This is a genomic window from Bacillus sp. LSHTCR4 (genome assembly GCF_057197025.1).
Map to the genome: position 1 here is coordinate 185,251 of NZ_JBXUNO010000002.1, position 12,876 is coordinate 198,126.

The following is a 12,876-nucleotide window of genomic DNA, read 5'->3' on the forward strand; positions in this document are numbered from 1 at the left end:
AGTTGTAGAAGAAACACCGATTGTAGAAGAACAATCAGTTGTAGAAGAAACACTGGTCGCAGAAGAACAATCAGTTGTAGAAGAAACACCGGTCGCAGAAGAACAATCAGTTGTAGAAGAAGCACCGGTCGCAGAAGAACAACCAGTTGTACAAAAAGAAGAACCAAAACGTGAGAAAAAGCGTCACGTACCATTTAATGTTGTTATGTTGAAACAAGACAGAACGCGATTAATGGAAAGACATGCGGCTAGAACGAATGCAATGCAACCTTCTATGAGTGAACGAGTAGAGAATAAGTCTGTACATCAAGTAGAAGAAAAACCAATGCAGCAAGTAGTGGTAGAACCACAAGTGGAAGAAAAACCAATGCAACAAGTAGTAGTGGAGCCACAAGTGGAAGAAAAACCAGTGCAGCAAGTGGTAGTAGAACCACAAGTGGAAGAAAAACCAATGCAGCAAGTAGTGGTAGAACCACAAGTGGAAGAAAAACCAATGCAGCAAGTGGTAGTAGAACCACAAGTGGAAGAAGCGCAACCAGTACAACAAGTAGTGGCAGAGCAAGTACAAAAGCCAATTTCAAGTACGGAAGTAGAAGAGAAAGCATATGTTGTAAATCAAAGAGAGAACGATGTGCGAAATGTATTGCAAACACCACCGACGTATACGATTCCACCATTAACATTGCTATCGATTCCGCAGCAAGCAGCATTAGATAATACGGAATGGTTGGAAGAACAGAAAGAATTATTAGATACAACGTTTAATAATTTCCACGTTGGCGCACATGTTATTAATGTATCGCAAGGTCCAGCAGTAACTCGTTTTGAAGTACAGCCAGATCCAGGTGTAAAAGTAAATAAAATTACAAACTTAAGTGATGATATTAAGCTAAGTTTAGCGGCGAAAGATATTCGGATTGAAGCGCCGATTCCAGGGAAGAGTGCGATTGGAATCGAAGTTCCAAATAAAGAAAGTAAGCCAGTATTTCTTCGTGAAATTTTAAGAAGTCCTGTGTTTACAAAGAGTGAATCACCGCTTACGGTTGCGCTTGGACTTGATATTTCAGGTGATCCAATTGTAACGGATATTCGAAAAATGCCACACGGACTTATTGCGGGTGCAACAGGTTCTGGTAAAAGTGTATGTATTAACGCCATTTTAACGAGCATTTTATATAAAGCAAAACCACATGAAGTGAAGTTAATGTTAATCGATCCGAAGATGGTTGAGCTTGCACCATACAATTCTGTTCCGCATCTTGTAGCACCTGTGATTACGGATGTAAAAGCAGCGACAGCTGCATTAAAATGGGCAGTTGAAGAAATGGAGCGCCGTTATGAATTGTTTGCGCACGCAGGTGCTCGTGATTTAACTCGCTACAATACGATTGTAAGTGGGCGAGAAATTCCGGGAGAGACATTACCTTATATCGTTATTGTCATTGACGAGTTAGCCGACTTAATGATGGTAGCACCTGGTGATGTTGAGGAAGCAATTTGTCGTATTGCGCAAAAAGCACGTGCTTGTGGTATTCATTTATTAGTAGCGACGCAGCGTCCATCTGTAGATGTTATTACAGGTTTAATTAAGTCAAACATTCCAACGCGTATTGCGTTTACTGTATCATCTCAAGTTGATTCGCGTACGATTATTGATATTGGGGGCGCGGAGAAATTACTTGGCCGTGGTGATATGTTATTCTTAGGGAACGGTACATCTAAGCCAGTTCGTGTACAAGGTGTATATGTATCGGATGATGAGATTGAAAAGACAGTTGATCATGTGAAAAAGCAAATGAAGCCGAATTACTTATTTAAGCAAGAGGATTTATTAGCGAAAACAGAACAAGCCGAGTCGGAAGACGAATTGTTCCTTGATGCATGTCAATTTGTTGTAGAACAAGGGGGAGCGTCCACATCTTCTGTACAGCGAAAATTCCGCATCGGTTATAATCGCGCGGCACGTCTCATTGAAGAGATGGAATCGCAAGGAATTATTTCTGAAGGTAGAGGAACGAAGCCAAGAGACGTCCTTATTTCTGAGGATGAATTTGCCGCTATGCAGGAAACAAATGTATAGTAAACGGTTTTGCTGTATACTAAGAGAAAATGTTGGATAGTAAAGTAGGGAGTAAAGCGACATGAAAGAAATTGAATTAAAATTAAAAGGTGAAATAAATAGACTAACAAATAAAACATTTAAATTTGACGAACGCGTTGGAGAAGGTTGGTTCTCTGCCGTTTACTTTTTAAAGACTAGAGAAATCATCGAAGAATTTCGCCCGAAAAGTGTTGTAACGATGCAATTTTTCCAAAAGGAAAATGCAGTTCTTTGCGGAACGGATGAAGTCATTGCATTGCTACAAACATTCGCTAAAAATCCTGAGGAACTTGAGATTAACTCTTTAAAAGATGGCGATAAAATTAGTCCATTTGAAACAGTGTTGACAATTCATGGTCCTTATGAAAATTTCGGATTTTTAGAAGGTGTCATTGATGGGATTTTAGCTCGTCGTACATCGGTTGCAACAAACGTATATAACGTCGTCCAAGCTGCGCGTAGCGTAGATAAAGAAAAACCAGTTATTTTCATGGGAGACCGTGATGATCATTATACACAACAAGCTGGTGACGGTTATGCAGCATACATCGGAGGTATGAGCGCACAAGCGACGCATGCGATGAATGAATGGTGGGGCAAAAGTGGTATGGGGACGATGCCTCACGCATTAATCCAAATGTTTAATGGTGATGTTGTGGAAGCGGCAAAAGCGTATCATAAGAAATTCCCAGAAGATGAATTAGTTGTATTAATTGATTACAATAATGATGTCATTACAGATGCACTTCGCGTAGCGCGTGAATTTGGATCAACATTAAAAGGTGTACGTGTAGATACGTCCCGCACGATGATTGATCAATACTTCATTCGCCACCCAGAGGTACTTGGAACATTCGATCCACGTGGTGTAAACCCATCGCTTGTATTCGCACTTCGTAAAGCACTTGATGAAGAAGGATTCCAGCATGTAGACATCGTTGTAACTGGTGGATTTGATGAGAAGCGTATTCGTGAATTTGAAGCTCAAAACGTACCTGTTGATATATACGGAGTAGGAAGTAGCTTATTAAAAATGAATATTGGCTTTACTGGTGATAACGTAGAATTAAATGGAAAACCAGAAGCGAAAGCTGGTCGTAAATATCGTCCAAACCCACGTCTAGAACGTGTTCAATTAGAAAAAAGAGAAGATATGTAAAAGAGAGAAAAACTGATAGGTGATTGACCCTATCAGTTTTTCTGTTATCATAGTATAGCGGCTTCTTTTTTGCTATAATGGATTTGTTATGGACATAAAAAAGAAGTACGTACGAGTTTATCCTGATAAGTGAAGGGAAGAATAACTTCACTACATCAAAAATGTATGATGATTACCAAAATAAGAAAAGATTCATATACTGTCTTATAGATAGGCCGTTGTATTAGTTCGAAATGTTGGAGGTTCTTTAAGATGACAGTTTACCATTTTGTAGGAATTAAAGGAACAGGAATGAGTTCATTAGCGCAAATTCTTCATGACATGAAGCATACTGTTCAAGGGTCTGATTATGAAAAGCGTTTCTTTACACAAACTGCGTTGGAAAAGCGTAGTATCTCGATTCTTCCTTTTGATAAAAGTAATGTAAAAGAAGGACAAGTGATTATTGCAGGAAATGCATTTCCTGATACGCATGAAGAAATCGTAGCAGCAAAAGAATTAAACATCCCAGTACATCGTTACCATCACTTCTTAGGTGACCTTATGAACCAATACACAAGTGTTGCTGTAACTGGTGCACATGGAAAAACATCAACAACTGGTTTGTTAGCCCATGTAATGCAAGGTGCACACCCTACATCTTACCTTATTGGAGATGGAACAGGGCATGGGGTAGAAAATAGTAAGTATTTTGTATTTGAAGCTTGTGAGTATCGTCGTCATTTCTTGTCTTACAATCCAGACTATGCGATTATGACAAACATTGATTTTGATCATCCAGATTATTTCGCAGATATCAATGATGTGTTCAGTGCATTCCAAGAGATGGCATTGCAAGTGAAAAAAGGCATTATTGCATGTGGAGATGATGAAGAACTTCAAAAAATTCAAGCGAAAGTACCTGTTATTTTCTATGGATTTGGAGAAGATAATGATTTCCAAGCACGTAACATTCAAAAGAGAACAGATGGTACTATTTTCGATGTATTCGTTCGTAATACGTACTATGACACGTTCAAAATTACAGGATACGGCAATCACAGCGTATTAAATGCATTAGCAGTAATCGCGCTTTGCCATTATGAAAACGTTGATGTAGAAGCAGTTAAGCATCAGTTAACAACTTTTGAAGGCGTAAAACGTCGCTTTAATGAGAAGCCGATGGGAGAGCAAGTTATTATCGATGACTACGCACACCATCCGACAGAAATTAATGCAACGATTGAAGCAGCTCGTCAAAAACATCCAGAGCGTGAAATTGTCGCTGTATTCCAGCCACACACATTCTCACGTACAGAAAAGTTCTTAGATGAGTTTGCTGAAAGCCTAAGCAAAGCGGATCAAGTATACTTATGTGATATTTTCGGATCAGCGCGCGAAAACAAAGGTGAATTAACAATCGAAGATCTGCAAAAGCGTATTGACGGTGCAGAATTAATTACAGATACAACAACGGATGTATTAAAGAAACATAAAAACGGCGTTCTCATTTTCATGGGCGCAGGAGACATCCAAAAATTCGAAGCAGCTTACGTAAAAGAAGTTCAAGTTGCAGAGAAGTAATAGAAAAGACGCATAGCTTAGCTGTGCGTCTTTTCTATTGTGTTCGATACATTTAAAAAGCATTGATAGGTTGGTATTGTTTATTCTTTTTGTAGAGTTGTTTTAACAAAACGATATAAATTGAACTAAAAAGTACATATCCAATTAAATAATAGAATGAAAACATATCGAATTGTTTTGTTATGATGATGCGAATTGCGAAAAAAGTAAACGGAAGGGCGATTAAAAGCCTTGAGCTAATGGAAATTATTGTTTTAAAGTATTTTAATAAGTCTGTATTCCAATGGTTTTCTCTACAGATAAACCAAATGTTACTTGCTATAAAAGCTAGTACAAATGGCAAATTAGCTGAAATATTGATGAAGCCTAGTACAATAGGCACTGATAGAGCACCAAGTGGACCGATAGATAGGCCAGAATAATATTTAATAAATGTATTTGTAGATTGCTGTGCTTCTTCAATAACGTCTGTATATTCTACTGCAATTTCCTTTGCTAATTCTTTTGGAGGAAGAAATTCTTCAATCACTTGTGAAGGAATGACTCCTGATGGTATCCCTTCACTTTTTTTACGTAATGCATTTTCATATAAATCGGATTTAATTTCTAGCATATGTTGTTCTCGTGCTGATGTAGGTAATTTCATTAAACCTTTCTGAAGGTCATGTAAGAAAGAAGCTATGAGTTCATTTGCAAAGAATTGTTCTTTGTTCATTTTTTATCCTCTCCTTTAGCTAGTAACATTAGAGCTTGATACACGGCATCATAATCATGTAAGCGATTATGTAAAATTTCTCTCCCTTCGTCTGTAATGCGATAGTATTTTCTTTTTGGGCCATCACCAGACTCTTCCCAATAGGAAACAGCCCAATTGTTTTTCGTGATTCGATTTAATATAGGATAAATCGAGCCATTGGGGATATGAAATACAGGGATTTCTTGTAATGCACTTGTAATTTCGTATCCGTACATAGGTTGTTTACTTATTAAGGACAAAATAGCGAGATCAAAAACACCTTTACGTAATTGAATTATAAAATTATCATTTTTTTCCATACTTTAACTATATATGATTCATATCTAGATATCAATCATATATAGTGGATTTTTATTTCTGTATTGACCTAGAGCTAACTCTAGGTTGTAAGATGAATATGTAAAAACAAGGGGGAGAGAACATGTATAAAATCGGTGAAGTAGCAGAATTAACAGGGATGGGTATTCATACTTTGCGTTACTATGAGAAATTAGGATTATTACCACCACCAACGCGAAATAGCGGGATTCGTCAATATACAGAAGGTGATGTGCGCCTATTAAAATTTTTATGTTCATTAAAACAAACTGGAATGTCATTAGAAGAGATGGCTGAGTTTGCAAGTGATGGATGCATTATAGAGGAAATTAGGCAGAGGAAAGAGGAAGTGCCAGCGAAAGTAAAAAAGAGAATTTCAATTTTAACAACTCATTTAGAAAGGTTAAAAGAACAGCAAGAACAATTGCAAAAGGTTGTCCAACTAACAGAAGAAAAGTTAGAAGTTTATTACGGTTTTCTAGAAGGAAAAGACTGGGAGGCCGACAATGAAAAATAAAGTATATGCGCAGTTATTAGGATTTGCAATATTTACTGGTGGGACATTTAATGCTTCGAAATATGCGGTGCAGTATTTCGAAGCGATTCATATAGCGGCATGGCGTTTTGGGATTGCTGCATTTGTGATGTTATGTCTGTTAAAAATACGAAAAGATTTTGAGGTAGAGGTATGGAGGCAGAATAGAGTCTATTACTTTTTGTTAGGTATTGTTGGTGTATTCGGCTTTAACTTCTTTTTCTTTTTAGGAATGAAACATACAGAAGCTATTAATGGTGCACTTATTATGGCAACAAATCCGCTCGTTACAACGTTATTAGCAAGTGTCATTTTACGAGAGAAAATAGTGAAGCGCCAAGGTATTGGAATGTTACTTGCACTACTTGGTGTTGTTTTTGTGCTTACACAAGGCTCGTTTACCGCACTACAAAATTTATCATTTTCAAAAGGGGATTTTTATATTTTATTAGGGAATATTTGCTGGGCGTTATACGGTGTGCTAGGCAGAAGGTTTATTAAAACTGGTAATCCAATACAAACGACGACATATACGATGACTATTTGTGCACTTGCCTTTATTATCATATCTTCTACACAAAAAAGTATAGTACCAGTTTTAGAAATTCCTTTGTTGGCATGGGGAGCGATTCTCTTTATGGCAATTGGAATGAGTGTGCTTGGTTACTTATGGTGGAATAATGGAATTGCTCAAATTGGTGCAGCAAGGACATCTTTATTTTTTAATCTAGTGCCTGTTGTTACAATACTTATTTCTTTTATTGAAGGAGTCAATATAACATCTGCACAATCTGTAGGAATGATATTAGTTATTACGGGAGTATCGTATTCTTCTGGTTTTATACAAAGAAAATCAAAAGAAAGTGTTAATATTTAACTTTTTACATCTAAAAATGTTAGAATAATAAGAAAACTAAAAAGGGGAGCTAAAAAACATGTTCACACTCCGAGTAGACGACGAAATTGAACTACAATTATTAGAGAAGCATCATAAAGAGGAACTATATCAATTAATAAATCAAAACCGTAACCATTTAAGAAGATGGCTTCCTTGGGTAGATGGGACGAAATCTGCTGATGCTTATAATGAGATTTGTCCGATGTGGTTAAAGAAGTTTGCAGAGGGAGACGGTTTTGAAAGTGGTATACGTTATAAAGGAAAGCTCGTTGGTATGGTAGGTATTCATCCAGTGAGCTGGGGAAAGAAAGCAGCTAGTCTCGGATATTATCTTGCAGAAGATGCTGGCGGGAAAGGTATTATGACGCGTAGCGTAAAGGCTGTACTTCACTATGCATTTGAGAATTTAAAATTAAATAAAATGGAAATTAGATGCGGTGTTGAAAATGTGAAAAGCCGTGCTATCCCAGAACGTTTAGGATTTAAGTTAGATGGTATTTTAAGAGATGAAGAATGGCTATACGATCACTTCCACGATATCGCTGTATATAGTTTATTAGCTTCAGAGTGGAAGGAGATTCGATGAACGAGAAGATTCATATTGTTCCGTATGAAAGTAAATTTCAAGACGAAGTAGTAGATCTTATCGTTCATATTCAGCAAAAAGAGTACAATGTCCCCATTACGAAAGAAGAGCAGCCAGACCTGCTTGAAATAGAAACATTTTATCAAAGGAATCATGGAAACTTTTGGGTAGCAAATTATGATGGTAAAGTAGTTGGAACAGTAGCTTTATTAGATATTGGGAATCATCAAGTAGCGTTAAGAAAAATGTTCGTAAAAAAAGAATTTCGCGGAAAAGAGTGGGGTGCATCAAATAAGTTGCTCCAAACAGCAATTTCGTGGGCTGAGAATAAAAAGCTGAAAGATATTTACTTAGGAACGACAGTGAAATTTTTAGCGGCGCATCGCTTTTATGAAAAGAACGGTTTTCAAAGTGTGGATATAGAAGATTTGCCAAAAAGTTTTCCAGTGTTACAGGTGGATAAGAAATTCTATAGATATATCGTTTAAGAAGGTCATGTAGAAATGGCCTTTTTTTATGAACTAAAATGGAAAAAGTGGTATAATTTAGGTTAGGAGGTGCGTGTATGAACTTTCCGATTAAAAGAAGTAAGTCAGTAGTATTTTTCGTTTGTCTCACGTTAGCTTTTATGTTTGTATATCCACTTGTCATGATTGTCGCTAATAAAGAGCAGTGGATGACAGCGTTAATTGGGATGGGTTTATGCTTCCTTGTAAATGTACCACTCGTTTGGGAAGTATTTATTAAAAAGCATAAAGTGGAGAATGGTGTATTAAAGTACGGTATTTTAAATGACGATATCGTATTGAAAGAGATAAGAATCATTCGTCAAGTTGGGAAATCTCTTGAAATTACGACGAATGCATATAAAGTACATATGGTTGCGATGCCGCAAGATAGGAATGAATTTTTGACGCTTATCGAGAAAGAGAATCCACATGTGAAAATAGAAATGGTAGGTAAGAAATGAAATATGTAAAACCTTTGTTTTGTTTAGAAATATTATTTGTGCTTGTTGGTTGCACTAGAGTATATATGAAATGGGATTTGCCATTATATGTGCCAATATTAATAGGTACTATTGCAGTGGCGCTTTTGTATTATTTTCACTTCCAGCAAACAAAAAGCGAGAAAAGTAGCTCTATGTAGTTAGGAGGATTAGAAATGAAAAAAGTCTTTATGTTATTTGTACTTATGCTAACCGCATCCGTTCTTTTACTAGGATGTAGTACGAAGAAGGAAAAGACGGATCTGAACTTAGAAAAGGCACAAAAAGTTGAAATTGAATCACTTACTGATTCAAGTGAGAAAAAAGTAATTACTGATAAGAATGAAATTGAAAAGCTGTTTGAAGTCATGAAAATGGATAAGTGGGAAATGCAGTCGACTCCTTTAGATACTCCGCAAGGGAAAACATTTAAAATGTACCAAGAGGATACAACAAAATTATCAGAGTCGAGTAAAGACAAAAAGGAATTACATGAAATAGGTACGATGACAGTATATAACGATGTCCCTTATGTTGAAGTTGAAATGAAAAATAAGAAGATGAGTTTTAAAGTGCCAGAAGATGTGGCGAAAGACTTATTAAAGTATTAAAAAACGCTCGGAAAAATCCCGAGCGTTTTTATTATTATTTTAAGTTCTCTGGGTTTAAAGCTTCTAATTCAGGTACAACGAAGCGTCCGTCTTTACGGATGAGTACGTCGTCGAAGTAAATTTCGCCGCCGCCGTATTCAGGGCGTTGGATACATACTAAATCCCAGTGAATGTTCGAGTTGTTGCCGTTCCATGCATCGTCGTAAGCTTGTCCAGGAGTGAAGTGGAAGCTGCCATCAATTTTTTCATCGAATAGGATGTCTCCCATTGGATGTAAGATGTATGGGTTTACGCCAATTGCGAACTCACCAACGTAGCGTGCGCCTTCGTCTGTATCAAAGATTTTGTTAATACGCTCTGTATCGTTTGCAGTTGCTTCAACGATTTGGCCGTTCTCGAACTTGAGTTGTACATTTTCAAATGTATAACCGTTGTAAGGAGATGGCGTGTTGTAAGAAACTGTACCGTTAACAGAATCACGAACTGGTGCAGAGTATACTTCACCGTCTGGAATGTTTAAATGACCTGAGCATTTAATTGCTGGAATGTCTTTAATAGAGAATGTTAAGTCAGTTCCAGGTCCAGTTAGGCGTACTTTATCTGTTTTATTCATTAATGTAACAAGGCTATCCATCGCCTTATCCATTTTACCGTAGTCTAAGTTACAAACTTCGAAGTAGAAGTCTTCGAAAGCTTCTGTGCTCATTTTAGCAAGCTGCGCCATAGAAGCATTTGGGTAGCGAAGAACAACCCAGCGTGTTTTTGGAACGCGGATGTCTCTATGAACTTTTTTACCAACTGTTTGACCGTGAATTTGCATTCTTTCACTTGGCACGTCAGCTTGTTCGTTAATGTTATCGCCAGAGCGAAGACCGATATAAGCGTCCATATCTTTCATTACGCTTGCTTCATATGCAGCGATTTGTTCAAAATGTTCTTCAGTAGCACCCATTAATAAAGAGCGATCTACTTGATGATCTTTTAAAGAAACGAATGGGAAACCACCAGCTGCATATGCTTCTTTTACAAGTGCAGTTACAAGTTCTTTTTGTAAGCCAAAGTTTTCAATTAATACTTTTTCGCCTTTTTGTAAGCGAATAGAGTAGTTAATTAAATTGTATGCTAACTTTTCAATGCGTGGATCTTTCATATGTAAAGCCTCCCTACTAATTATGTATCCTCTCCTATTGTAACCTACTTAGTGGAATTTGTTGAATCATTTATGTTAAAGTTAACGAATAAGTATGAAAATTCTAATGAAAAGATAGGGATTAGAACGAAACGGAAAATGATTGTATAATAGGGGAAAGTATGAAAAAGATAAAGGAAGTGATGAAATGCAAGTTCTTTTATATGTAAGTGCGGCTATTATCGCGGTTGCTTTCGCTGTATTAGTAGTGTATGTATGCAGAACGTTGTTATCGGTTCAGAAGACGTTAGAAAACGTTGCAAGCACGTTAGAAGGTTTAGAAAAGCAAATGCAAGGAATTAGCGTAGAGACGGAGCAATTATTACATAAAACAAATGCGTTAGCTGATGACATTCAACAGAAGTCACAATCATTAAATAAAGTAGTATCGGGTGTAGATGGAATTGGAACGACAATCCATTCCTTAAATACGAAACTTCGTAATGTATCAGAGTCTGTTACGGACGAAATTGAAAATAATGCAGATAAAGTAGCGCAAGTTGTACAGTGGAGTAGCGCAGCAATTGAAGTATACAATCATTATCGTGCGACAAGACAAGAGAAAAAGGTTGAAAAAGAAGAACGTAAATTAGAAAGACTCGAGAAAAAAGCTGAAAAGAAAGAGAAGCGCTCTAGACTTCGTATGAGAGGTGAATCTTGATGAATATGACAAAAGTTGAAACAATTGAAGAGCTTGAAGTACTAGTAGAAAAAAACGAGCCTTATGTTCTTTTTAAACATAGTACGACATGCCCGATTAGTCATGGTGCCTATACAGAATTTCAAGCTTATTGTAGTGAAGAAAGAGCGGTACCAGCGTATTACTTATACGTACAAGATGCGAGAGATGTTTCAAACCGTGTTGCAGAACAATACAGCATTAAACATGAATCTCCGCAAGTGTTATACATAAAAGATGGGATGGTAGTATGGAATACGTCTCATTGGAACATTAAAAAAGATGCTTTAGAAGAGAATATTAAGTAAAAAGAAGCAAGCGAAAGGTGCTTGCTTCTTTTTTTTGTTTTTGTTGAAATATATTTAATGGTAAACTGTTAATAGTTCAAATTAAATAACTAGATTGTTGAAAGTAGGTTTTAAGTAATGAAGAAAATGGCATTATCTTTCGCGGTCGTAAGTCTATTACTAGGGGCTTGTAGTAATGATACGATTAGTAAGAAGGATGAAGTTATACAGAAAGATACGAAAGAAAAAAGTATGATTCCGAGAACTGCTGTTTCTAAAGATTATTATAGAACTGTAATTCCTTTAAAAGAACAAAAGGTTATAAATACAGCTAATGTAAAAACAAATTCTAAATTAGATTTAGCAGAGTATGAAAATGGTTTAATGAATATTGCAAAAGAGCAATTTGATACAGAAAATCATGTACTACAATTAAATCAGTATATTCCTGAGAAGTTAATTGATGAGCTAGTCGCGAAAGTAGAAGCGCCAGTTTTGACAAATATTATAGAACAAGACTATTTCGGGAAACAGAATTCAAATGAATTAAGTTTATCTGGCGTTGTAATTGGGTTAGCTATGTCTTCAAGTGTATCCAATGAAGAAGCAATGTCTAAGGGGACTGAAGTTGCCAAGCAACTTATTGAAGCTATTCATAAAAATGACAAGTATAATAAATCCCCAATTACGTTTGCTATCTTTAAGCAAGAAAGTACAAGTTCTTTAAAAAATGGTACGTATATTGCTAGTGCTACCGTTCAAAAGAATGATACGAACCTTGGAAATTGGAATGCGATTGAAGAAAAAGCGTATTCATATCCTTCTGATGAATTTACACAAGCACATGGAGAAGATAATGCAAAAATAAATAAATTTGCTGAAGCAATGAAAGGTTTTTCTCCTGGAGACTTTATCCCAGTAAATGCTAAAGTTTCTTATAAGAAAGATCAAATGGATACATTGGATATGAATATTGTTATTAAATATAACGGTAAAACAGAATTAATGGGCCTTACCCAACTGGCTGCTCAAAGTATGTTAGAACAGTTACCTAAAGATGCAAAAGTACAATTACAGATAAAGTCTGAGAATAAAATCGAGGCAATTGTTATAAAAGAGAAAAACAGCGATAAACCGTTTGTTTCCTTCTTATAAAAAAAGACAGTGTTTAAACTGTCTTTTTTTACTGTAAATGAAAGTGTAAG

16 protein-coding genes are annotated in these 12,876 nt (G+C 36.4%); 13 read left to right on the forward strand and 3 right to left on the reverse strand.

Annotation, left to right across the window (positions count from 1 at the left end):
* The 3 genes from AC2CGR_RS14590 to murC all read left to right on the forward strand — a co-directional run.
* Positions 1-2,080: DNA translocase FtsK (locus AC2CGR_RS14590; protein ID WP_484480956.1), on the forward strand; the 2,080-nt coding region annotated here is incomplete at its 5' end.
* A gap of 61 nt (positions 2,081-2,141) precedes the next feature.
* Positions 2,142-3,260, forward strand: coding sequence for a nicotinate phosphoribosyltransferase (locus tag AC2CGR_RS14595; RefSeq protein ID WP_000658369.1), 1,119 nt, complete (start codon positions 2,142-2,144; stop codon positions 3,258-3,260).
* A 252-nt stretch (positions 3,261-3,512) separates the two neighbouring features.
* Positions 3,513-4,823, forward strand: a complete 1,311-nt coding sequence (gene murC, locus AC2CGR_RS14600; RefSeq protein WP_088350228.1) for a UDP-N-acetylmuramate--L-alanine ligase — start codon at positions 3,513-3,515, stop codon at positions 4,821-4,823.
* A 52-nt stretch (positions 4,824-4,875) separates the two neighbouring features.
* Here murC and AC2CGR_RS14605 read toward each other — a convergent pair whose 3' ends face one another.
* On the reverse strand, positions 4,876-5,538 hold the full coding sequence (locus AC2CGR_RS14605) for an HAAS signaling domain-containing protein (protein ID WP_087968357.1): 663 nt from the start codon (positions 5,536-5,538) through the stop codon (positions 4,876-4,878).
* Positions 5,535-5,879, reverse strand: coding sequence for a PadR family transcriptional regulator (locus AC2CGR_RS14610; RefSeq protein WP_061686055.1), 345 nt, complete (start codon positions 5,877-5,879; stop codon positions 5,535-5,537). Before AC2CGR_RS14610 ends, AC2CGR_RS14605 begins: the two co-directional genes overlap by 4 nt.
* A 122-nt stretch (positions 5,880-6,001) precedes the next feature.
* On the opposite strand from AC2CGR_RS14610, the gene AC2CGR_RS14615 reads away from it, so the two are divergent.
* The 7 genes from AC2CGR_RS14615 to AC2CGR_RS14645 all read left to right on the forward strand — a co-directional run bounded on the left by AC2CGR_RS14615 (position 6,002) and on the right by AC2CGR_RS14645 (position 9,516).
* A complete protein-coding gene (locus AC2CGR_RS14615; RefSeq protein ID WP_000276594.1) occupies positions 6,002-6,415 on the forward strand; it encodes a MerR family transcriptional regulator in 414 nt (137 codons plus the stop codon).
* Positions 6,405-7,310: a DMT family transporter gene (locus AC2CGR_RS14620; protein ID WP_087968358.1), complete on the forward strand. Its 906-nt coding sequence runs from the start codon at positions 6,405-6,407 to the stop codon at positions 7,308-7,310. The genes AC2CGR_RS14615 and AC2CGR_RS14620 overlap by 11 nt, the downstream gene beginning before the upstream one ends.
* Before the next feature lie 58 nt (positions 7,311-7,368).
* Positions 7,369-7,917: a GNAT family N-acetyltransferase gene (locus tag AC2CGR_RS14625; RefSeq protein WP_000494672.1), complete on the forward strand. Its 549-nt coding sequence runs from the start codon at positions 7,369-7,371 to the stop codon at positions 7,915-7,917.
* A complete protein-coding gene (locus tag AC2CGR_RS14630; protein WP_087968359.1) occupies positions 7,914-8,405 on the forward strand; it encodes a GNAT family N-acetyltransferase in 492 nt (163 codons plus the stop codon). The genes AC2CGR_RS14625 and AC2CGR_RS14630 overlap by 4 nt, the downstream gene beginning before the upstream one ends.
* A 77-nt stretch (positions 8,406-8,482) precedes the next feature.
* A complete protein-coding gene (locus AC2CGR_RS14635) occupies positions 8,483-8,887 on the forward strand; it encodes a PH domain-containing protein (RefSeq protein WP_087968360.1) in 405 nt (134 codons plus the stop codon).
* Complete coding sequence (locus AC2CGR_RS14640; protein WP_042875795.1) at positions 8,884-9,066, forward strand: hypothetical protein; 183 nt, start codon at positions 8,884-8,886, stop codon at positions 9,064-9,066. Before AC2CGR_RS14635 ends, AC2CGR_RS14640 begins: the two co-directional genes overlap by 4 nt.
* Before the next feature lie 15 nt (positions 9,067-9,081).
* Entirely contained in the window at positions 9,082-9,516 is a 435-nt protein-coding gene (locus AC2CGR_RS14645; RefSeq protein WP_087968361.1) for a hypothetical protein, read from the forward strand.
* A gap of 34 nt (positions 9,517-9,550) precedes the next feature.
* On the opposite strand, the gene AC2CGR_RS14650 is transcribed toward AC2CGR_RS14645, so the two are convergent.
* On the reverse strand, positions 9,551-10,666 hold the full coding sequence (locus AC2CGR_RS14650) for an aminopeptidase (RefSeq protein WP_000654739.1): 1,116 nt from the start codon (positions 10,664-10,666) through the stop codon (positions 9,551-9,553).
* Positions 10,667-10,853: 187 nt separating this feature from the next.
* Between AC2CGR_RS14650 and AC2CGR_RS14655 the strand changes: the two genes are divergently transcribed.
* The 3 genes from AC2CGR_RS14655 to AC2CGR_RS14665 all read left to right on the forward strand — a co-directional run bounded on the left by AC2CGR_RS14655 (position 10,854) and on the right by AC2CGR_RS14665 (position 12,826).
* The gene (locus AC2CGR_RS14655) at positions 10,854-11,366 is read left to right on the forward strand and encodes a DUF948 domain-containing protein (protein WP_001197726.1); all 513 of its coding nucleotides are present in this window, start codon (positions 10,854-10,856) and stop codon (positions 11,364-11,366) included.
* Positions 11,366-11,692: a bacillithiol system redox-active protein YtxJ gene (gene ytxJ, locus AC2CGR_RS14660; RefSeq protein ID WP_001057490.1), complete on the forward strand. Its 327-nt coding sequence runs from the start codon at positions 11,366-11,368 to the stop codon at positions 11,690-11,692. The genes AC2CGR_RS14655 and ytxJ overlap by 1 nt, the downstream gene beginning before the upstream one ends.
* Before the next feature lie 117 nt (positions 11,693-11,809).
* Positions 11,810-12,826, forward strand: a complete 1,017-nt coding sequence (locus tag AC2CGR_RS14665) for a CamS family sex pheromone protein (protein ID WP_087968362.1) — start codon at positions 11,810-11,812, stop codon at positions 12,824-12,826.
* Positions 12,827-12,876 lie beyond the last annotated feature (50 nt).